The organism is Streptomyces sp. NBC_00286 (assembly GCF_036173125.1).
Lineage (GTDB): Bacteria > Actinomycetota > Actinomycetes > Streptomycetales > Streptomycetaceae > Streptomyces.
The window spans coordinates 2,017,846-2,038,446 of sequence record NZ_CP108054.1; the positions used below are offsets into that span (position 1 = coordinate 2,017,846).

The window sequence follows — 20,601 nt, forward strand, 5'->3', positions numbered from 1 at the left end:
CGGTCTTTGCTTAATATTGAAACGGACACGACATGAGAGGGGCGGTGCGCGTGCGACGGGATGTCGAGGAGCCTGTCAGACCCCGTTCCGACCAGGTCATCGGCCGGGACGAGCTGCTGGGGCGCGCGCGTGACCAGCTCTCCGGCGGCGGCAGCGTCCTCTTGCACGGGCCACCCGGAATCGGGAAATCGACCATGCTCCGCGCGCTGGACGCGGAATACGCCGAATCGGCCCGTACGGTGTTGCGCTGCTCGGCCACCGAGTCGGAATCCCACCTCCCCTTCCTCGCCCTCGTGGATCTGCTCGGCCTCGTCGCCGACGAGGTGGCGGACGCACTGCCGCTCCCGCAGCGTGCCGCGCTCGAGGCGGCGCTGACCGGCCGCGGCGAATCGTCCCTCCACCGGGACGGGCTGGCGCTGCGCCTCGCGGTGTTGTCGGTGCTGCGTGCGCTGGCGGCCAGGGGGCCCGTTCTCCTCGTCGCCGACGACCTTCAGTGGCTGGACGCGCCCAGTGCCGAGCTGCTCGGTTTCGCGGCCCGTCGCCTCGGTGGGATGCCGGTGCGGATGCTCGGCGCGGTGCGTACGCGGACCGAGCCGAAGGAGCAGGAACACGCTCCGTATCTACGCGCGTATCCTCCGGAGTCGCTCGCCCTGCGCCTCGCCCCGCTCACCGGCTCCCAGGTCTCCGCACTCCTCACCGCCCGCGGCTACACCGGCCTGCGCCGCTCGACCGTCCGGGACATCCACCACACCAGCGGCGGCAACCCGCTGTTCGCGCTCGAACTCGGCCGCGCCCTGGCCGAAAGCCCGACACCGCCCCGCCCCGGCGAGCCACTGCCGGTACCGACCTCGCTGCGCGCCCTGGTCCTCAGCCGCCTCGACCTGCTGTCCGCCGAGGCCAGGCGCACGCTGCTCGTCGCGAGCGCCGGGGCGCGCCCCACGCTTGCGCTGCTGCGCGCCGCGGGCCGGGACGACGCGGAGTCGGAGACGGCGCTCGCGGCCTCCCTCGGACTGGTGGCGACGGGTGGTCCAGACGGCCAGGAGGGGACCGTACGGTTCGCGCATCCGCTCGTCTCGGCCGCGCTGTACGCGCAGGCCACGCCCCAGGAGCGGCGGGACGCCCATGCCGCCCTGTCCACTGCGGCCTCCGACCCGATCGAACGGGCCCGCCACCTGGCCCTGGCCACCACCGGCACGGACGAGACGGTCGCCGCACGGCTCGCCGAGGCCGCGACCCTGGCCCGGGACCGCGGCGCCCCCTCGGTCGCGGCCCAACTCGGGCTGCTCGCCGCCCGGCACACCCCGCCGGACGCCGAACCGGGCGCGGACGAACGCCGGTTGAGGTCCGCCGAGGACGCGCTGACCTCCGGCGACATCGACCTCGCGCGGGAGGTGGCCCGTGACGTACTGGACCGGGCGACCGACGCGGCGATCCGGGTACGTGCCTGGATGGTCGTCATCGACGCGGCCGGCCAGGCGATGGCCGAGGTCGAGTCCGTCTTCCCGCAGGCCCTCGCCGACGCGGGCGAGGACCCGCGGCTGCTCGCGCTGGTCCGCTACCAACTCGCCTGGCGGGCCCTGCTCGTCGAGGGTGAGATGACCAAGGGCCGCGAGGAGGCCGCGCACGCCGCGCGGCTCGCCGCCACGGCCGCCGACCGGCGCACCGAGCTGATGGCGCTGTCGTTCCAGGCCCAGATGGAGACCCTGATGGGGCATCCCGATGCCCCGGCGACCCTGGAACGGGCGCTCACGGAACCGCAGGACCCGCAGGTGGCCTGCGATCACAACGGCGCGGGCGCCACCCGGTTCCGCTGGCAGATCATGAGCGACCAGCTCACCGAGGCCCGTACGACGATCACCGGACTCCTCGGCGAGGTCCGCAAGCGCGGCATGGTCGAGGCCGAAGTGCACTTCCTGCGCGGGCTCGCCGAAACCGAACTGCGCGCCGGGCACTGCGGCCGAGCCCTCGACCTCGCCCACGAGAGCCTGGCGCTCGGGCGGGACACGGGGATCGGCGAGGCGGCCGGCCACATGTTCACCTCGCTCGCCGAGGCCGCGGGCGGCGACGTCGACCGGGCCCTCGCCCTGGCCGGCGACGCGGTCAGCCGCGCCGAGGAGGACGGCGACCTGATCTACCTCTCGCGTGCACTGGGAGCGCGCGGCCACGCCCAGCTCGTGGCCGGAAACGCCGCAGGAACGGTCCAATCGCTCCGCAGAGCACGGGAGTTGGAGCAGGGGCTCGGCATCTTCGATCCCGCACGCGGCCGTTGGCACGGTGACCTCGCCGAGGCGCTGATCCGGATCGGCGAGCTGGAGGAAGCACAGGACGTCATCGACGCCACACGCGAACACGCGTCCCGGCTCGGGCGGGCGAGCGTCCTGGCCGTACTGGACCGGGCGGAGGCCCTACTGAAGGCCGCACACGGCGAACACGACGCGGCCGTACGGCAGTTGACGTCGGCACAGGAGCAGCTGGCGAAGCTGGGGTACGGGCTCGAAGAGGCGCGCGTGGCGCTGGAGTTGGGGCGGTTGCGGGCGGAACGGGCGCGGGGATCCGGTGGTTCCGGGGGACCCAGGGGATCGGTGGGAGCAGGGGGATCGGGACGGTCGATGCGGGAGGCGTACGACGAGGCGACGCGGCTGTTGCGGCGGTGCCGGGCTGTGCCGTGGCTGCGGCAGGTGGAGGCGGCTGTCGCGGGCGGCACGGGGGCTGTGGGTCCGATGGGCGCGGTAGGTTCCGCAGGCGCCGTGGGTTCGGTGGGCCCGATGGGATCCGTCGTCGGCGCCGGCTCACCGACCGGCGCCCGGTCCGCTCCGGTGGAACTCGACCGACTCGCCCAGACGGAACGCCAGGTCGCCGCGCTCGTACTGGAAGGCGCCACCAACAGGGAGATCGCGGCACGCCTGTTCATCAGCGTCAAGACGGTAGAGGCGACGCTGACGAGGGTCTACCGGAAGCTGGGGATCAGGTCGCGGGTCGACATCGTGCGGCTGGCGGCGGGGCAACAGCGGACGGGGTGAGAGACCCCCGCCCCCACCCACTCGCGGAGAGGGACCGAAGGGAACCGCGCGGCGGGCGACAAGGGCGGTCGCGCGGCGGATCGCCGAGACGGTCACTCGGCCGGTACTCAAAGGGCGGTCACGCGCTGGACCGCCGAGACGGTCACTCGGCCGGTACTCAAAGGCGGTCGCGCGGCGGATAGCCGGGAGGCGTCACGCGGCGAGTGGCCGAGGGCGCCCCACCTGCCGGAGGCAGGGGGGCCGAGGGCGCACCACCCACCTCCACGCCCCACCCACCCGCAGTGGGCACCCAAACCGCCGGAGGCAACGGGGCCTGGGGGCGCACCACCCACCACACGCCCCACCCACCCACAGTGGGCACCCAACCCGCCGGAGGCAGGAGCCCTGGGGGCGTAGCCCCCAGTTTCGGGAAGGGGCGGGGCTGGGGAAAGGAACCTTCCGCCGACGGAACCCGGTGCCCCGCAAGTCCGGTCGCGCGAAGGGTGATCGAGGGTAATCCCTCGTCAACTCCCGCAGGGGGTTCCCTAGTTGGGAAACAAGGGCCCCCGCTTCTAGCGTGGGACCACGCCCGCAGGCCGTCGCACCGCGCCCCCCCACCCGCTCCCCCTCCCCCCACAGTGCAACCCCCACCGGCACTCCTGAGGAGACTCATGTTCGGGCTCACCCTTGCCAAGAAGGCCGTCGCCGTCACCGCGGCGGTCGCCGCCGCCGCGACGACCGGCCTGCTCGGCGCGACCACCGCAAGCGCCGCTTCCAACCCCATCGTCGGCGGCACGACGACCACGGCCTCCGCGTACCCGTACGTCATGCAGATCACCGACGCCTCCCAGAACCAGTTCTGCGGCGGCACCCTCGTACGGGGGAACAAGGTCATCACCGCCGCCCACTGCCTGGTCGGCGAGACCACGAGCAGCATCAGAGTGGTCGGCGGCCGCACCTACCGCAACGGCACGAACGGCACCGTGGCCAGAGTCAGCAAGATATGGATCCACCCCGACTACAGATCCGTCACCCGGGGCGACGACGTCGCTGTACTCACCCTGTCGACATCGATGCCGTACTCCCCCATCGGCTACGTCTCCTCCTCCGACACCGGCGTCTACGCGACCGGCGCCACCGCCCGCATCGTCGGCTGGGGCACCACCAGCTCGGGCGGCTCCTCCTCCAACCAGCTGCGCACCGCGACGGTCCCCACCGTCTCGAACTCCTCGTGCTCCTCCGCGTACGGCTCGCGCTTCATCGCCGGCGACATGGTGTGCGCGGGCTACACACAGGGCGGCGTCGACACCTGCCAGGGCGACAGCGGCGGCCCGTTCGTGATCGGCGGCAGGCTCGCCGGCATCACGTCTTGGGGCGACGGCTGCGCCGACGCGGGCGTCCCCGGCGTCTACACCCGGCTGACCACCTTCTCCTCGCTGGTCACGACCCAGATCAACTCCTGACCAACAGACTCCTGAGTAACCAACTCAGGTAAAGCCAGGGGGCGTTGCGAGCCGCCACGAGCGGTTCGCAACGCCCCCTATCCACGCGCCCGGACGCGTCCGGCTTCTGGACCGTACGACCGGCGGCGCCCTCACGTGCGTACGAAGGTGTCGAATCGGATGTCGTACGAGGCTGCCGTGCTCAGGATCGACAGCATCCGCTCCGCCTCCGCGACCACCTCGTCACGCTCGCGCCCGGTGAGGGGGGCGAACAGCTCGATCGTGACCACGGCGCGGTCGCGCGACTCCTCGAGCTGCCAGATGCCCCGGAGGAAGCCGTCGACGAGAAGCGTGCGGTAGGCCTGATTGCCTTGCCAGTGGCGCCCCTTGTTTTCGGCGGGGACCACGCGGGAGCGGTCGGCGTGGGAGAGGAGCAGGTTGTCGAACTCGGGCAGGAGGCGGGGTGGGGCCGGGGTGTCCGCGTCCGGGCGGGGGGCGTCCGGGAGGTCGAAGAGTTCGACGCCGTTCTCGTCGCGGAAGGTGATGAGTTGGGGTCGTAGCCGTTCGAAGGTCTCGCGCAGCCGGGTGAGGCCGGCCCAGGTCTGCATGTCCTTGACGGAGGCGGGGCCGAAGGCGGCGAGATAGCGCAGCACGGTGTCGTCGGGCGCGGGGGCGGGTTCGGTGGGCCGGCCCAGCCAGTGCTCAGCGGTGGTGAGCGCGACCTGGCCGCTTCTGCCCCACATGCCGCGCGGGGTGACCTGGACGAGGGGCAGTCGGCAGCGGGCCGCGACGGAGAGGGCGAGCGGGTCGGCGTCGGGCCACTCGGCGAGCAGCGCCTCACGCAACTGCTTCATGGTGCGCGGCTCGGCCTCGACGAGCTCCCGACTGATCGCGGTGAGCCGGTCCAGGTCGACGCCGACGAGGCCTTTGCGGAAGCCGTACAACTCCCGCTCGCGCGCGGCCTGCACCAGCGGCCGCAGTGTGAGGCAGTCGTCGGCGGTGTGCGTGTGGATGGTAGAGCGCATGGTCACGATGCGTACGACCTCGCGGGCGCCCATCGCCGCCGACAACTCCTCGGGATCGAAGCCCGCGAGGCGGGCGGCGAGCGCGTAGTACGGGGGCTTGACGTTCTGCGCCTGGAGGCCGACGAGGTGCTCGACGGCGTCCGTCGCGGCCAGGGCGGCCCGGCGCAGAAGCAACTGCCGGTCGAGGGTCGCCCGGTTCAGGGCGCGGGCGCTCAGCACGGGGGCGGTCGAGGTCTTCGTCATGCTTCGCAGGTTAGCGAGGAAGGCGGACAGGTTCTGTCCTCGTATGGGATCGGATTCCCCGGAATTCCTGGGGATTTCCGGGGGCTTCCCGGGATCAGTCAGACTCGGGGATGGGCCAGACTCGAGGTCAGGCAAGACTCAGAGATGAGCAAGTACACCAGAGCCGGTGGAGACAACCGAGCCAGCAGAGACAGCCATTCGATTCGATTTCGACTCGACACGGGAGGCAGCCGCGATGCCGGAGCGCCGTACCCGCCCCGCACCCGCCGCGAAGAGCAATCGCAAGTCGGTGTGGCGACGCGCCATGACCCCGTCGGGGCCACCGTCCTCGGAACCGCCGACTCCCCGCACCGCTCCTTCGTCCGCGACTGAGGCGGAGCCGCGCAGCATCGTCCAGGCGGCGCTCTATCGCGACGGCGTACGCGTCTCCACGCCCGAGTCGCTCGCCGAGACCTACCGTGAGCTGCGCAAGCAGCAGGACGGTATGGCGTGGATAGGGCTGGCCCGTCCGACGGAGGCCGAAATCCTCTCGCTGGCCGACGAGTTCGACCTCCACCCGCTCGCCGTCGAGGACGCGATGGAGGCCCATCAGCGCCCCAAGCTGGAACGCTACGGCGAGACCCTGTTCGTCGTCCTGCGCGCCGCCCGCTACCTCGACGCACCCGAGGAGGTCGACTTCGGCGAGCTGCATGTGTTCGTGGGCCCCGACTTCCTGATCACGGTCCGGCACGGCGCGGCCCCCGACCTCTCGGCCGTACGCCGCCGGATGGAAGAGAGCCCGGAGCTGCTGAAACTGGGCCCCGAAGCAGTCCTCTACGCGATCCTGGACGCGGTGGTCGACGGCTACGTCCCGGTCGTCTCCGGCGTCCAGAACGACATCGACGAGATCGAGACCGAGGTCTTCCGCGGCGACCCCGAGGTCTCCCGCCGTATCTACGAACTGTCCCGCGAAATGGTCGAGTTCCAGCGGGCCACCCGTCCCCTGGTCGGCATGCTGCACGGCCTGATGGCGGGCTTCGCGAAGTACGGCACGGACGAGGAGCTGCAACGGTATTTGCGAGACGTAGCCGACCACGTCACCCACACCAGTGAACGCGTCGACGGCTTCCGCCAAGCCCTCACCGACATCCTCACGGTGAACGCGACGCTGGTCACACAGCAACAGAACGCGGAGATGCGGGCGTTGGCGGAGGCGGGCTTCGAACAGAACGAGGAGATCAAGAAGATCTCGTCGTGGGCGGCGATCCTGTTCGCCCCGACGCTGGTCGGGACGATCTATGGCATGAACTTCAAGCACATGCCGGAGTTGCACTGGGTACTCGGATACCCGTTCGCGATCGTCCTGATGGCGGTCGTCTGCACCAGTCTGTACGTCATCTTCAAGCGGCGGGACTGGCTCTGAGTAATCGCCGTGAGAGCGGCTGCCCTGAGGGGTGCGAGCCACGGCCCGCCCCGGCAGCGCAGGCACTCACGCCTGTCGCCCCGTTGGGAGGCGCGACTGGTCGGCATGCTGTCTGCCCAGCAGTTCCGCTGCCTGGCGTTGTATGTGCTCTGCGGCCAACTGGGCCTCCGCCACCACATCACCCCGTTCACGCACCAGATCCTCATAGATCGGATGGTGATCACTTTCACTGGAAGTACGCATCACAGCACTGACCCTTCCACTGTCGTATTCATTCCGCACACTCGCTGTCATGCCGAACTGGGAGAATTCCCGTAAGGCTGTCAGGCCCGGTTGAGCCGGGCGGCGATGCCATGGCCGAGCAGCAAATAGATGACGGCCGGCAGACCGTAATTGAGGGCAACACGTAGGCCCTCTGTGTCCATCGTGAAAATATCCTGTGCCCATCCGGACAGCCAGTCCGCCGTTCCGTGCACGAACTCAACAAATGGATTCGCTTGGTTCGCGCCGAGTATGTAGAGCACGATCCACAGGCCGAGCACACCGGCCGCGACATCGGCGATCGTGCAGATGGCGAGGGGTGCGCGCCGTGCAGTGGCCTGGTTGCGCGCGGAGCGGTCGGGCCCCGGGGACTGGTCGTAGGTCTGGTATACGGAAACCGGATCGGTGTTGCTCACGGGAAAATCCGATCTGACGAGTGTTCTGTCGGCCGGGGGCCCAGGTAGTGAGATTCAGCCTCGGACTGTGGCCGATTTCTGCCTACCTCTGCGTCATGCAGGCGCCGCCGTGTTACACCGCCATCCACCGCAGGAAAACAGGGCGACCTATTTGGCTGCAGTATTCAGATATTCACCTCTGGCGCACATTTCCGATGACATGGAAGAAGCCGTCTCCCAGGACCCCCGCTCCGAAGGCCGTTGAGCTCGTCGAAGATGTCCAGGATCTCCTGGTACCAGCGGCTCATCGGTGCATGGAGAGGCTGGCGTACTGTGGGCGGGGCGGTGAGGGAAGCGGGTGGTGGCGGTGCAGTGGCGGGAGTACGCCGAGCAGATGGCTCTGCTCGGGCGGGATCTGCTGGCAAAGGAATCGGTCCAGGAGACGCTGGATGAGATCGTGGCGTCGGCGGTGAAGCTGGTCGACGGCTGCAGTGCCGCCGGGATCCTCGCAGTGCGCAAGGGCCGGGCCGTGACCCTGGCCGCCTGCGGCGACGTGGTCCAGGAGTCCGACCGCCTGCAGGGCGAGCTGGGCGAGGGCCCCTGCTTCGATCTTGCCCGCGGGACGGACGGCGAGCGCATATACCGGATCGCGGACCTGAGCCAACCTCAGCCCACCTGGGAACGTTTCGCCGCGGAGGCCCTCAAGCTGGGCGTGGGCGGCATGACCGGCGTGCTGCTCTACACCGACAACGACGACTTCGGCGCGCTCAACCTGTACGCCCGCCGCCCCGGAACCTTCAGCGAGGACATCGAAACCGCGGGCTGGCTGCTCGCCTCGCACGCCGCCGTGGCCCTGTCCAGCGCCCGCACCATCGACCAGCTCGAGCACGCCATGGAAACCCGGCACGCCATCGGCGAGGCCATGGGCATCCTCATGGAACGCCACCAGCTGAGCGAAGAGGACGCCTTCAACGTGCTGCGCCGCATCTCCCAGCACCACAACATCAAACTGCGCGACTTGGCCCAGCGGGTGCGGGCCGAACGCAGCGACCCGGCCTGATCGTCACGCCTGCCGCTCGGGGGTATGCGTCTCGGGCCCCGGCCAAGCTCCCGCCCTGTTCAGGACCGCGCTGGTGTGGAGCAGTGGACTGCGGAAGCGCAACGCGTCTTCCCAGGCCGAAGTCCTCGGCCTCGTCGTCGCTGATGACCGCGTAGGTCCCGGCAGGGACCTCGGGTAACGCGGCCACATCCGAAGCCACTGCCAGAAGGTCCTCCTCACTGGCTCCGGCGAGCAAGAAGACGTAGGGTCCGTCGGCCTCGAACTACCGGCTCTTGGCACCCAGCGGCGGCGCGCCGTAGCCCAAGGCCGACATGGTTCGCCTCCCTCAGCTCAGATGCACGGCACCGGGCAGATGCGCGATCGGCCCGCGCCGCAGGCAACGGCGGACGGGTCCGCCCTGGCCCGGCGCACATCGGCCGCGCCCCACCGGGTACTCGCTGATCACCGGCGTACGAGGGGTGGCGAGTGGCCATGGCGAGCGACGTCCTCGAACGAGGCGACATCTACTTCGCGTACCGACCCCGAGTCGAGCAGGAGAAGGTTCACGACATCGAAGACGTCCAGCGCCTCTTCGTGATCCTTCAGCCCTCCGACGGCAACCGCAGCCGCCGGCTGGCCATCGGACGCAAGCACCTGCCACGGCCGGAGGAACACGAGCGGTTCTGGGGCTTCGTCGACGAGGTGGCCGACCGGCCGGAACCCGTCGAAGCGGAACTGGAGCGGCGGACATACGACACCCAGACGCGCGGCAAGCGGACGCAACCCGAGGCGCGGCCGGCCGGAGAAGGCCGCTACGCGATCGTCCGGCACGGCGACCACACCCATCTCACCTACGCACTCGAACTACCGGAACAGCCGGGCGCCGTCCAGCAGGAGCTGACCATCGAACCCGAGGCAAGCTACATTCTCGCGATCAAGAACCCCCTGGCCGGCGCACCGGCGGGCGCGGGTCTGGCCCCGCAGCAACGGGCCGACCTGCGAGGCCGGGAGCAGGAACGGTTCGGGGGGCGACGGTTCACCAGTGCCGATCCCGAACTGCTCGACGAGGAGGGCGTCGAGTTCGTGCTGATCGGCGCCGCCCACGACGTCGAGGAGGAGCTGGACGTCCGGCTCGATGCAGAGGCCGAGGACGCCGAGTCGGCCGAGATCTTCCGCCGCCTGCGCATGCCGCGCGAGAAGCACCCCACAGAACCACTGACCAAGGGCGAGTGGCGTTAGCCGAGCCACCGCCCCGGCAGCGCTCGCGACGGCGATGCGGCACGTGTTCCACGAGAGGCTGCGGCATGGTCCGTTGCACGCGCCCCGGGTGCGAGCCGGTCCGGACGGCGGTGCGGTACGAACGAGCAGTCATGCGGCCATCGAACCGGCCGCCCATCGTGGCCGTCGGAACACGCGCTGCGACGGAAGCCGAGGACTTGCGGTCGGCGGGCTCTCACAGGGACCGCAGACGGTCGTCGACCCACTCCCGGGTGAGCTCGGCGGCACGGTCGAGGGCACCGGGTTCCTCGAACCGGTGCGAAGCGCCGGGCACTTCGCGCACGGCATGCGAAGCTCCCGCCCGCTGGGCGGCCTCCCGGTTCGTCCGCACCGCATCCGGGTCCCGGTCGCCGACGACGAACAGAACGGGTACACGGATGCGGTCCGGGACCTCCTCACCCACCAGTTCCGGCTGCCCGTCCCAGGACACCGCCGTCAGCACCCGGTCGGGCAGCTGCGCCGCGGCCATCACTGCCGTGGCCGCCTCGGCGCCCGCGGAGAAGAGGATCACCGGCAGTGCCCGGGTTTCGGGCTGTGTCTTCAGCCAGTCCACCGCGGCGATCAGGCGGCGGCCCAGCATCTCCATGTCAACGCGCTGCCCCCGCACCGCCTCGGCCCGGTGGGCCTCCGTCTCGCTGAACAGGTCCAGCGCCAGCGTGCCGAGGCCGGCCTGGTGCAGTTCGGCGGCAACCAACCGGATGGCAGGGTTGTGCCGGGAGGTCTGAATGCCGTGCGCGAACAGCACCACGGCCCGGGCCGACTCCGGCAGGACGAGATCACCTGGGAGCGTAAGGCGAGCGGCGGGCACCGACACCACGTGGGAGATCACGGACGTCACCTGCTTTCCTCAGCGTTCGGCTGTCGGACTGCGCAGCCGACTGCGTAGCGGACCTTGTGCCGTGTACCCACCCCTGCGAAGGAAACCTGCCGTGCCTGCCGTTTTCCTGTGGCCCAGAAAAGGCGATGGTGGGCGAGCCGCCTGTTCCCGTACCTCCCGAGCCGACCCCCGGCCCGCCGGACGCGGCCGTCCCCACCAGGTCCGGTGTTCCGGTGCCCGAACCCCCGCCCGGTCCGTCGCCCAAACCGCTCCCGGTTCCCCGGCCGCCGGAGCCCGGGCCCGCACCCGAGCCGTCCCCGGCTGCCCGGACATCCGGTACGTGTCCAGTGGTCCCCGCGCCGACCGTCGGCGGAAACCGGGGATCTTGCCTGATCGCGACCGCCGCACACGACAGCGTGGAACCGGAGGACGGCCGCGGTCCGTGAGCGCGGCGGACGGCCGCGGTCCGTGTACGCGGCGGACGGCCGCGGTCCGTGTACGCGGCGGACTCCAGTGATCCGTGTACGCGCCGGCCTCAGGGGCACTCGTCGCACCGGAGTCCCCGGGGGCCGGTGGAGCAAACCGCACCTTCGGGCCGCACTCGACCGCACCTGCGGGAGGCAACATGATCAGCCATCAGCATCTGGTGGAAGAGGTGGCGTCGCGGGCCCGGCTCGACGATGCGGACGCCGCCGACGCCGCCGTTCACCTCGTCCTTGCGGCGCTGAGCCGCCGCCTCGATGAACCGCGACGGGAGCATCTGCGCCAATCCGTACCTGCGCACGAACGCGACGCCGTGGCCTTCGGCAGCGGCGATCGAGGGGAAAAGATCCGCCGGGCGGCTGAGCGACTTGCTGGCAGAGGTCGCCAAGCCCGTGGGCGCGACGCCGGAGCAGGCGCTCTTCCTGGCACAGACCGTGGTCTCCCGTGTCACAACCGATGACACCAGCTTGATGGTTGACCTGCGCAGCTGCCTGCCCGACGAATTCAGCACGCTGTTCACCGAACCCGACCCGCTTCCCGAGCGGTCGAGCCGCGCCACGGACGCCCCGAGGCCACTCAACGACGAGGAGGTCGCCACCGCACTACGACAGCGCCCCGGCTGGACCGGCGACACCCACGAGCTGTCCCGTACGGTGGCGCTTCCCGCCGACCGCGTTCAACTACTGCTGACCCACGTGGAGCAGGCCGCCGGCGAACTCGGCCACCGGCCCCGCACCCAGCGGACGGACGACGGAGTGCGCTTCACCGTCCAGACCCGCTCGGTGCAGGCCGTGACCCCGCTCGACTTCGACCTCGCCGACCGGATCGACGACGCCGTCATGGCAGTCGGAGGCGGATCCGCCACCTGATGGCCGGTCCCGGGCCCGGCCCGCTCAGCCATCGGGCACCGGGCGTCGGGGCTGGGGGCCGCGCGGCGGCGGCCCCCAGCTTTGTCCGGCATGCCGAGGAACTCAGCCCTTCTGGCCGGCCAGTTCGCGCACCTTCTGGTAGCCGTCCTCCTCGTGCCGGATCCTCACCAGTGAGTCGATGAGCCGTACGAATTGCCGGTCGTCATCCACGAGAGAACGCAGGGAGTCCGCATCCTTGCCCAAGGCGAGCCGATCGGCTGCGTCGAGCGCCTTCTTGTCCGCGAACGGGCCCAGCTCCTGCCACAGCAGCTGGGTCTCCCGGAAGAAGGCATCCACCACGCCGTCATCCACATTGGCGAAGTGCCGGAGCAGTTCCCGTTCCCGCTGCGGGTCGTTGTCCGCGTCCTGGCGCAGTCCGCCGAGGTCGCCTCCATGATCTTCTAGCAGGTGCAGTGCCGCATCGGTCATAGCCGTGGAGATGCGCTTGCGGTCGCCCTCGGGGTACCCGGCATCGGCGAGAACCTCCGCGATCTTCGTGGTCCCGGCCGTCCGTACCTTTCCCGCAGTCGACCAGTTGCGACCGCGCAGGGTCATGAACGTGCGTACTGCTGTTTCGGGGGCCACTCTCGCGTCCATCAGCAGCGCCAGCTGCAGCAACTGGAACATGGTGTGCGGCTGGTTCTTGAGGTGAATCTCTGCCTCTTCAGCGAGGCTGCGTCGGCCGTACCGGTCCAGCAGGGCCTCCACCACTTCCTTCTTCTGCGGCTGAGCCATGGTTCCGTCCTCACCGGGGCCCGTGCGCGTCGCGCACTGCCGTTCACCGCGAGTCGGCACAAAGCGCTGAAGCACTACCGGCCGATGGCGGCCGTCCTCTCCGTGCGAGATCCTCGAAGGCCGTGTGGATCGCCGTACGGGATACGCCAGCCCTCCCGTCTCGCCAGTGAGCGATCTGGCCGGCCCCTACTTCCGCTGACGGCTTCCTTCTCCGGCGCGGGTACCCGGACGCATCGAATGCACTCAGAGCTCTCATTGCGTGCCCCGCCGAAAGAGGGACGCTGGAAGAGCAGGGCACGCAGCCTGTGCCTACTGCATCCTCCAGGAGGTGTCATGTACAGCAAAGTCACCATCGCTGGTCACCCCATCCACCCCATGCTCATCGGCTACCCGGTCGCCTGCTACACCGGCACGCTGGTGGGCTTCGCCGTCTACGCGGCCAACGGCAACCAGTTCTGGCTCAACCTGGCCATCGCCTTGAACGTCGTCGGCGTCGGCGGTGCGCTGCTCGCCGCCCTGCCCGGATTCGCCGACTGGGCCTTCGGCATCCCGCGCGGCTCCGCGGCCAAGACCGTCGGCCTGGCACACGCCGGCCTCAACGTCGCCGCGCTCGCCCTGTTCGCCATCAACCTGGGAACGTACGCCAGCCACTGGAACGGCCCCGCCACCGGAGCCACCCGCGGACTCGCACTCGCCGCAGCCGGACTGGCCTGCACCCTCGGCGCCGGCTTCCTCGGTTGGATGCTCGTGCAGAACTACCACATCGGCATCCGCCTCACCCCCACCCAGGAACGCGACGAACTGACGGTGCAGCACACCAAGGTGATCGGCTTGCACCGCAACCGAGCGGCCTGACCGACGAGCCCCGGAGAACCACAGCCCCGTCGCCAAGCAACCACGAGTACTGCGAAGCCGCCAGGGGCGTGTACGCGGCCGGGGACGTGGCCCGCTGGTACAACCCGCTGTTCGGGACGTCGATGCGGATCGAGCACCGTACGAACGCCGCCGAGCAGGGCATGGCCGCCGCCCGCAACCTGCTCGCCGCGCCTGACGCTCGCAAGCCGTTCGCACCGGTGCCGTACTTCTGGTCCGACCAGTACGACATGAAGATCCAGGCGTACGGACACCTGCGCGGCCACGACGAAGTCACCGTCGTGGACGGGGAGTTGACCGAACACCGCTTCATCGCCGCCTACCGCACCGGCGACAAGCTCACCGGCGCCCGCGGACGGGGCCCACGCTCAGGGTGAGTTCTTCTACCCCGACACGGTGCCCGCGCAGACGGCTCTGGTCGCGGGGCTGTTGGGGCGACTGGCTCAGCCGCTGGAGGGCTGAGTCAGGGTGCACGACACCGCCGCCCGACCGGCGTTACGGTTCGGGGCGTGACCACCTTGCTGATCGTGCATCACACGCCCTCGCCCAACTGCCAGTCGATGTTCGAAGCCGTCGTGTCCGGGGCGACGGATCCGGAGATCGAGGGCGTACGGGTCGTACGGCTCGCCGCGCTGTCCGCGACGGCTTCGGACGTACTGGCCGCGGACGGGTATCTGCTCGGGACTCCTGCGAACCTCGGCTATATGTCCGGCGCCCTCAAGCATTTCTTCGACCAGGTCTATTACCCCTGCCTGGACACGACACGAGGCCGCCCCTTCGGCTTTTACGTGCATGGCGGAAGCGACGTGACCGGGGCCCTGCGCGGGATCGAGTCGATCACGACGGGGCTCGGCTGGCGCCGCGCGGCCGAGCCGGTGACCGTCACTGGTGAGCCGGGCAAGGCCGACATCGAGGCTTGCTGGGAGCTGGGTGCGACGGTCGCGGCCGGGTTGATGGAGTGACCGCCGGCGCCTGAGCGGTCACTCGTCCCGTGTGCGTCATTGCGTCAGGAGGACTGGTCCATGGTTCAGGCGACGGTGAGCGTCCAGAGCAGGTTGGTGCTGGTGTCCCACGCCCATTGCTTGGCGGCGGAGCCGGAGGGCACGTTGCCGCCGCTGTCCAGGACGAGGCCCGTGGTGCGGTTGGCGATGGAGTAACGGCCGTCGCCGCGGTGGGTGAGCTGCCACTGTTGGTTGGTGTGGCCGTTCCAGTCCTGTTGGCGGACGGTGGCGCCGTTGGCGGTGGCGCCCCAGCCGTCGGCGACCATGCCGTTGGTGCGGTTCTCCAGCTTGTAGTAGCCGTTGCCGAGGTCGACCGCGTGCCATTGCAGGTCGGCGTCACCGTCCCAGGTCCGCTGCTTGAGGTCGGAGCCGCCGGGGACGTCGCCGCCGCCGTCCAGGGCCAGGCTGTTGGTGACGTTGGTGATCCTGAACGAGGCCGACGGGTTGAGGATCACCTTCAGCGAGGTGATCTTCTTGCGGATGTCGGTGCTGTCCGCGGTGAAGGTCCACGAGGTGCCGGTGAAGTCGTCGCGGGAGTAGCCGATGATCCGGTAGCCCGGAGCGAGCTTGAGTGAGGAGAGGGTGCGCGGCGGCATTCCGGCGAGGGTCAGTTCTTCGGCGGTGTAGCTGCCGAGGGCGAGTACGGCGGTGTTGCCGCGGTAGCCCGCGTCTTTGAAGAGCAGGGCGCCCGTGAGGGGCTGAAGTACGGGGATCCGGCCGGAGAAGCGGAGCTTCAGTACGTACGCGGGGGCTTCGAACGGCGCCGTCGGCGGAAGGGTCACCTTCAACCCGGTCTCGTCCTGGGCCGGGGTGGGGAGGTCGATGTACTCGCCGGCGGTCGAGTCGAGCAGCTGCACCGAGGACAGCGAGTCCAGGTCGATCCGGTCGGAGCTGAGCGTGGTGATCGTCAGCGAACTGCCGGGCCAGCCGAGGACCGTGGCGTACAGAACGGTGCCCGCCTTGTCGCGGGTGAACCGGATGTCCCGCGCGGTGCCGGCCGTGGGCTTGGTGAAGGAGCCGCCGCCCATCTTCGTCGGGCCCTCGCCGTACGCGCTCCAGGCCCGGGTGCCGTAGATGGACTCGCCGAAGCGCTTGAGGTAGTCGCCGATGCCGAGCAGGAGGTCGCGCTGGCCCTGCGGGATGGTGCCGTCGGCCTGCGGCGCGATGTTGAGCAGCATGTTGCCGTTCTTGCTGACCCGGTCGATGAACGAGTGCAGCATCTGCGCCAGCGTGTAGTAGCCGATGCCTTCGGTGTAGCACCAGCTGGAGCTGGAGATGCTGTCGTCGGTCAGCCAGTAGGGAGCGGTGAGGTCGGCCGGGCCGCCCCGCTCGAAGTCGAAGACCTGGCCGTGGTTGTTGAAGCCGTCCTTGTAGGTGGCGACGACTTCCTTGCCCCACTTGTCGGCCTGGTTGTAGTAGTACGCCAGGAAGTTCAGCCGCTGCCGCTCGTCGACCTCGGTCAGGTTGAAGTCCTGCCACAGGATGTCCGGTCTGGCCCGGTCGACGACCTCCTTGAGCTTGTCGTACCAGAGCTGGTTCTCCTGTTCCGGACTCAGCTGCCCGTAGAACTTCTTCAGGCTCGGGTCCGACTGGGCGGGCGCGTGCTCGTAGAAGCCGGTGAAGTTGTACGCGTGGTGCATCGCCACCAGCAGCTTCAGCTTCCTGGCGCGGATGGCGTCGGTGAACAGCTTCAGCAGGTCAAGCCGCGGGCCCTTGCGCACGGAGTTCCACTCGTTGACCTGGCTGTCCCACATCGAGTAGCCGTCGTGGTGCTCGGCGACAGGACCGGCGTACTTGGCGCCGGCGTCGACGAACAATTGGGCCCACTCGTCGGGGTCGAAGTGGCCGCCCTCGGACTTGAGCTTGGGCGCGAACTCCTTGTGGTTGCCCGCCAGGTCGTCCGCCCCGTTGACGAAGTTGTGGTACGGCCACGCGGACGGGCTGCCATACGTGGCGATGTGATGCCGGTTCGCCTTCTGGCCGCTCTGGTACAGGTTGCGCGGGTACCACTCGTTGTCGTACGCGGGCACGCTGAAGACGCCCCAGTGGAAGTAGATGCCGAACTTGGCGTCCCGGAACCACTCGGGGGCGGCGGGGTGTCGGTTCACGGAATCCCAGGTGGGTTCGTAGGTTCTCGGAGCGGCCACGGCACCCCCGGCCGCTAACACGTTGCTGGCCACGGTGGCCGCCACGACGGCCGTGGTGCCGGCCAGTAGTCTGCGCCTGCTGATCGAATGCGACATACGAACGAACGTCAGGCATGTCACTGGTTACTGTCAACGGGTGTGAAGGGATGAATGTGCCTGCCGAGCAGGCGAGTTGACCGTATTATTCCTTAACTGCCCTACTTATCAAGGGGAGACATCACATCTCTCTGACCGACAAGGCCATCGATCAGCTCCGTGAGCTGATCCGCTCGGGCGCGCTGCCGCCGGGGTAGAAGCTGCCTCCGGAACCGGACCTGGCCGCCCAGTTGGGGCTGTCCCGCAACCTGGCGCGGGAAGCGGTCAAGGCGCTGGCCGTCGCCCGGGTGCTGGAGATCAGACGGGGCGACGGCACGTACGTGACCAGCCTGCAGCCGAGTCTGCTGCTGGAGGGTCTCGGCGGTGCGGTGGACCTGCTCCAGAGCGACTCGGGCGCCCTGCTTGACCTGATGGAGGTCAGGCGGCTGCTGGAGCCCACGGCCACCGCACTGGCCGCGACTCGGATCTCCGAGGAGGGCCTGGCCGAGGTGAAGCGGCACCTGGACGCCATACGGGAGGCCCGCGACGACGTCGAGCGACTCAACGCGCACGACGCGGCGTTCCACCGCGCCGTCGTCGCCGCCACGGGCAACGAACCGCTGGTCACCCTCCTGGAGGCCGTCTCGAGCCGCACTCTCCGGGCCCGCATCTGGCGCGGCCTGGTCGACGACCGGGCCGCGGGGCGGACCCTCGCGGAACACGAGGCGATCTTCACGGCCCTGTCCCGCCGCGACGCACCGCTCAGCCAGGCGGCCGCGCTGCTGCACGTCAGCAACACCGAGCAGTGGCTGAGCGCTTCGCTGGAGGAACGGTGACGAACCTGCGGGCCGGTGGGGGCTGGTCGCGCCCCGCGGCGGAGCCGCAGATCGACACAGCCCCGCGCCCCTTATGGGGCGCGGTACCGCACCGAACTTCAAAGGGCCGCCTAGTACACGTCGACCACCCGGGAGGATTCCGCCCAGGCGTGAACGTCGTCCTGTCTCACGCCCGCGGCGGTACCAGCCCCTGCCGTACGGCGAACAGGGCGGCCTGCGTCCGTGACGTGAGCCGGAGTTTGCGCAGGACGTTGCTGACGTGGGTGCGGGCGGTGCGTTCGCTGATGACCAGCTCGTCGGCGATCTGCTGGTTCGAGCGGCCCTCGGCGACCAGGACGAGGACGTCGCGTTCGCGGCCGGTGAGCGCGGCGAGCCCGGTCGGCGGGGAGACGATCTCCTGGGTGAGTCCCCTGGCCACCTCGGGATCGAGGAAGACCTCGCCCCGTGCGGCGGCACGGATCGCGGCGACCACCTCGCCCGCCTCCGCGTCCTTGAGCAGGTAGCCCGCGGCGCCCTGCGCGAGGGCCGCGTGGACGCGTTCCATCTCGCCGAAGCTGGTGAGCACCACGACCCGTACCTCGGGATGACGGTTCTTGATCACTCCGATCGTCGTCGCCCCGTCCATCCTCGGCATGAGCAGGTCGATCAGCACCACGTCCGGCAGTTCCCGGTGCGCGGCCATCGCGTCGAGCCGGGTGAGCGCCTCCTGCCCGTCGGCGGCCTCCGCGGCCACCTCCATATCGTCCAGAACCTCGAGATACGCGCGGATTCCGCGGCGTACAACAGCATGATCGTCGACGATCAGGACCCGGATCGGGCGGGCTTCGCCGTCTCCCGGAGCGGAACCGCCTGCCGGACGCTCCCGGAGCTCACCGGACCCGTAGGGGGCGACTCCGGCACCCGTACGGGAAGCGGAATGACGACGCGCACGGTCGTACCGCTCTTCGCGCCGGACCTGATCCTCATGGTGCCGCCCCATCGTTCCGCCCTTTCCCGCATGGTCGTCAGTCCGTAGCCGTGATGGCGGGCCGTCCGGCCGGCCTTCCCCTCCGGGGCGGCGTCTCCTCGCCCGGCGGATTCCGCGATTCCGTGCCCGTCGTCGCGGACGCTCGCGGTCAGTGTGTGGTCGCGGACGCCGAGGCGGATGGTGACGGTGGTGGCCTCCGCGTGCTTGACCGCGTTGTGGATTGCCTCGGCGACGATCCGGTACATGTCCTCGGCCAACTCCGGCTCGATTACGTCCAGTTCGTGTTCGCACAGGAGCCGGATGGTAAGGCCCGTACGGTGCTCGGTGCTCTTGACGAGCGCGCTCACCGCGTCCTCGAGACCGAGCCGGGCGGAGGAGGGCGGACGCAGTTCGTGCACCATCGCGCGCAGGTCGGCGAGCACGGTCCGGGAGAGGGCTCCGACCTCGTCCGCGAACTTCTGGACGGACTCGGCCGGGACCGGCCCGCCGCGCGTGCCGAGCACGCCGACCGCGTTGGCCTGCATGCCGATGGAGAACACCTGCTGGACGATCGAGTCGTGCAGATCGCGGGCGAGGCGCTGGCGCTCGTTGCGGCGGGCCCCTTCGCGTTCGCTCTGCAGCAGCGTGGCGTAGTCCACGGCGAGGGCGGCCTGTTCCGCCATGGCGCCAAGGAATTCGAGGGTGCGGCTGCCGATCTCCTGGCCCGGCGCGAAGTACGCGTTCAGTACGCCTTCGGGACGGCCGCGCGCCATCAGCGGAACGCTGACGAAAGAGTCCCAGTTCAGCTCGCCGAGATAGGCGTGCAGGGGTTCCCAGGCCGGGTCCTCGCGGATCTGGGCCCACCGGTGGGGGACGACGATGGGTTTACGTTCCTTGAGGGTGTCGAGCATGCAGAGCCGGGCGCCCCGGTCACGGCACTCCAGCAGACGGTCGAGGAACACATCCCAGTGCCGCAGCCCCGCGGAACCCATCAGCCGCAGTTCCCGGCCGGTGCTGTCCAGGGTGAGGATCTGCGCGCCGGCCAGCCCGTCGGCCTGCACGATCTGCTGGGCCACGGCATCCAGGGTCGAGCCGAGCGAACCCTCCGTGGCCAGCGCGATCGACGTCTGGGCGATCGCCACGAGCCTGCGCTGCCGGTGCGATTCGTCGGTCACATCGCGGAACGACACGACGGTGAAGTTCGGGTCGGACGCCAGCGTACGGGCCCGGTAGGCGAACTCGCGCCGGGCTCCGGACGGGGACTCCCAGTGGGCCACCTGCTCGTCCGACCGATCTTCCGACGGCTCGTCCGAGTGGTCCGCCGGCGACTCGTCCGACCGCTCCTGAGCCTGGCCCTCCGACTGCTCGTCCAGCGGCCCTACCCAGCAGGCGCCATCACCCTCCACGAGCGCGAACGGAGCCGGAGCACCGAGCAGCTCGGCCTCCTCCCCGGCGCCGCACAGCGCGACCGCCGCCGGGTTCAGCCGGACGAACCGGCCCACGCAGTCCAGTACGGCGAGACCGTCCGGCGCGACGGCCGCGATGTCGTCCCAGCCCACGAGCGGCGTAGCGGGCATGAGCGCTCTCCTCACCATCGTCATCGTCGACGAGCGACGAAGCCCGCTCCGAGGGTAGCCCGGCGGATTCGGGCCGGGCCTACGTCATTCGACCTGTTCACCGCCGGGTCGAAGCGCCG

15 protein-coding genes and 2 pseudogenes are annotated in these 20,601 nt (G+C 69.8%); 10 read left to right on the forward strand and 7 right to left on the reverse strand.

The features are described from left to right. Positions 1 to 50: 50 nt before the first annotated feature. Both OHT21_RS09155 and OHT21_RS09160 read left to right on the forward strand, forming a co-directional pair. The gene (locus tag OHT21_RS09155) at positions 51 to 3,020 is read left to right on the forward strand and encodes a helix-turn-helix transcriptional regulator (RefSeq protein WP_328767760.1); all 2,970 of its coding nucleotides are present in this window, start codon (positions 51 to 53) and stop codon (positions 3,018 to 3,020) included. Positions 3,021 to 3,670: 650 nt separating this feature from the next. Next, complete coding sequence (locus OHT21_RS09160) at positions 3,671 to 4,462, forward strand: S1 family peptidase (RefSeq protein WP_328767761.1); 792 nt, start codon at positions 3,671 to 3,673, stop codon at positions 4,460 to 4,462. A 131-nt stretch (positions 4,463 to 4,593) separates the two neighbouring features. Here the strand turns inward: OHT21_RS09160 and OHT21_RS09165 are convergent, their stop codons facing one another. Continuing rightward, the gene (locus tag OHT21_RS09165; protein WP_328767762.1) at positions 4,594 to 5,709 is read right to left on the reverse strand and encodes a winged helix DNA-binding domain-containing protein; all 1,116 of its coding nucleotides are present in this window, start codon (positions 5,707 to 5,709) and stop codon (positions 4,594 to 4,596) included. Positions 5,710 to 5,944: 235 nt separating this feature from the next. Here OHT21_RS09165 and OHT21_RS09170 point away from each other — a divergent pair, with 235 nt between their 5' ends. Beyond that, the gene (locus OHT21_RS09170; protein WP_328767763.1) at positions 5,945 to 7,111 is read left to right on the forward strand and encodes a magnesium and cobalt transport protein CorA; all 1,167 of its coding nucleotides are present in this window, start codon (positions 5,945 to 5,947) and stop codon (positions 7,109 to 7,111) included. A gap of 323 nt (positions 7,112 to 7,434) precedes the next feature. On the opposite strand, the gene OHT21_RS09175 is transcribed toward OHT21_RS09170, so the two are convergent. Further along, positions 7,435 to 7,788: a hypothetical protein gene (locus OHT21_RS09175; RefSeq protein WP_328767764.1), complete on the reverse strand. Its 354-nt coding sequence runs from the start codon at positions 7,786 to 7,788 to the stop codon at positions 7,435 to 7,437. Positions 7,789 to 8,134: 346 nt separating this feature from the next. Here OHT21_RS09175 and OHT21_RS09180 point away from each other — a divergent pair, with 346 nt between their 5' ends. Together OHT21_RS09180 and OHT21_RS09185 are read left to right on the forward strand one after the other, a co-directional pair. After that, on the forward strand, positions 8,135 to 8,827 hold the full coding sequence (locus tag OHT21_RS09180; protein ID WP_328774015.1) for a GAF and ANTAR domain-containing protein: 693 nt from the start codon (positions 8,135 to 8,137) through the stop codon (positions 8,825 to 8,827). A 471-nt stretch (positions 8,828 to 9,298) separates the two neighbouring features. Further along, entirely contained in the window at positions 9,299 to 10,045 is a 747-nt protein-coding gene (locus tag OHT21_RS09185) for a hypothetical protein (RefSeq protein WP_328767765.1), read from the forward strand. Between the two features lie 214 nt (positions 10,046 to 10,259). Here OHT21_RS09185 and OHT21_RS09190 read toward each other — a convergent pair whose 3' ends face one another. After that, on the reverse strand, positions 10,260 to 10,922 hold the full coding sequence (locus OHT21_RS09190) for a dienelactone hydrolase family protein (RefSeq protein ID WP_328767766.1): 663 nt from the start codon (positions 10,920 to 10,922) through the stop codon (positions 10,260 to 10,262). Positions 10,923 to 11,641: 719 nt separating this feature from the next. On the opposite strand from OHT21_RS09190, the gene OHT21_RS09195 reads away from it, so the two are divergent. Next, positions 11,642 to 12,253, forward strand: a complete 612-nt coding sequence (locus OHT21_RS09195; RefSeq protein ID WP_328767767.1) for a 4a-hydroxytetrahydrobiopterin dehydratase — start codon at positions 11,642 to 11,644, stop codon at positions 12,251 to 12,253. Between the two features lie 102 nt (positions 12,254 to 12,355). Here the strand turns inward: OHT21_RS09195 and OHT21_RS09200 are convergent, their stop codons facing one another. Beyond that, positions 12,356 to 13,027, reverse strand: a complete 672-nt coding sequence (locus tag OHT21_RS09200) for a hypothetical protein (RefSeq protein ID WP_328767768.1) — start codon at positions 13,025 to 13,027, stop codon at positions 12,356 to 12,358. 333 nt (positions 13,028 to 13,360) lie between these two features. Between OHT21_RS09200 and OHT21_RS09205 the strand changes: the two genes are divergently transcribed. The 3 genes and pseudogenes from OHT21_RS09205 to OHT21_RS09215 all read left to right on the forward strand — a co-directional run bounded on the left by OHT21_RS09205 (position 13,361) and on the right by OHT21_RS09215 (position 14,862). Beyond that, positions 13,361 to 13,882, forward strand: coding sequence for a DUF2231 domain-containing protein (locus OHT21_RS09205; RefSeq protein WP_328767769.1), 522 nt, complete (start codon positions 13,361 to 13,363; stop codon positions 13,880 to 13,882). A gap of 44 nt (positions 13,883 to 13,926) precedes the next feature. After that, a pseudogene (locus tag OHT21_RS09210) lies at positions 13,927 to 14,262 on the forward strand (oxidoreductase C-terminal domain-containing protein); the annotation flags it as partial. 147 nt (positions 14,263 to 14,409) lie between these two features. Beyond that, positions 14,410 to 14,862: a flavodoxin family protein gene (locus OHT21_RS09215; RefSeq protein ID WP_328767770.1), complete on the forward strand. Its 453-nt coding sequence runs from the start codon at positions 14,410 to 14,412 to the stop codon at positions 14,860 to 14,862. A 65-nt stretch (positions 14,863 to 14,927) separates the two neighbouring features. Here OHT21_RS09215 and OHT21_RS09220 read toward each other — a convergent pair whose 3' ends face one another. Continuing rightward, positions 14,928 to 17,144, reverse strand: coding sequence for an alpha-L-fucosidase (locus tag OHT21_RS09220; RefSeq protein WP_328767771.1), 2,217 nt, complete (start codon positions 17,142 to 17,144; stop codon positions 14,928 to 14,930). 125 nt (positions 17,145 to 17,269) lie between these two features. On the opposite strand from OHT21_RS09220, the pseudogene OHT21_RS09225 reads away from it, so the two are divergent. After that, positions 17,270 to 17,959: pseudogene (locus tag OHT21_RS09225) on the forward strand (FadR/GntR family transcriptional regulator). Positions 17,960 to 18,125: 166 nt separating this feature from the next. Here the strand turns inward: OHT21_RS09225 and OHT21_RS09230 are convergent. Both OHT21_RS09230 and OHT21_RS09235 read right to left on the reverse strand, forming a co-directional pair. Then, a complete protein-coding gene (locus tag OHT21_RS09230) occupies positions 18,126 to 18,773 on the reverse strand; it encodes a response regulator transcription factor (protein ID WP_328774016.1) in 648 nt (215 codons plus the stop codon). Next, positions 18,761 to 20,482, reverse strand: coding sequence for a GAF domain-containing sensor histidine kinase (locus tag OHT21_RS09235; protein WP_328767772.1), 1,722 nt, complete (start codon positions 20,480 to 20,482; stop codon positions 18,761 to 18,763). Before OHT21_RS09235 ends, OHT21_RS09230 begins: the two co-directional genes overlap by 13 nt. Positions 20,483 to 20,601: the final 119 nt, after the last annotated feature.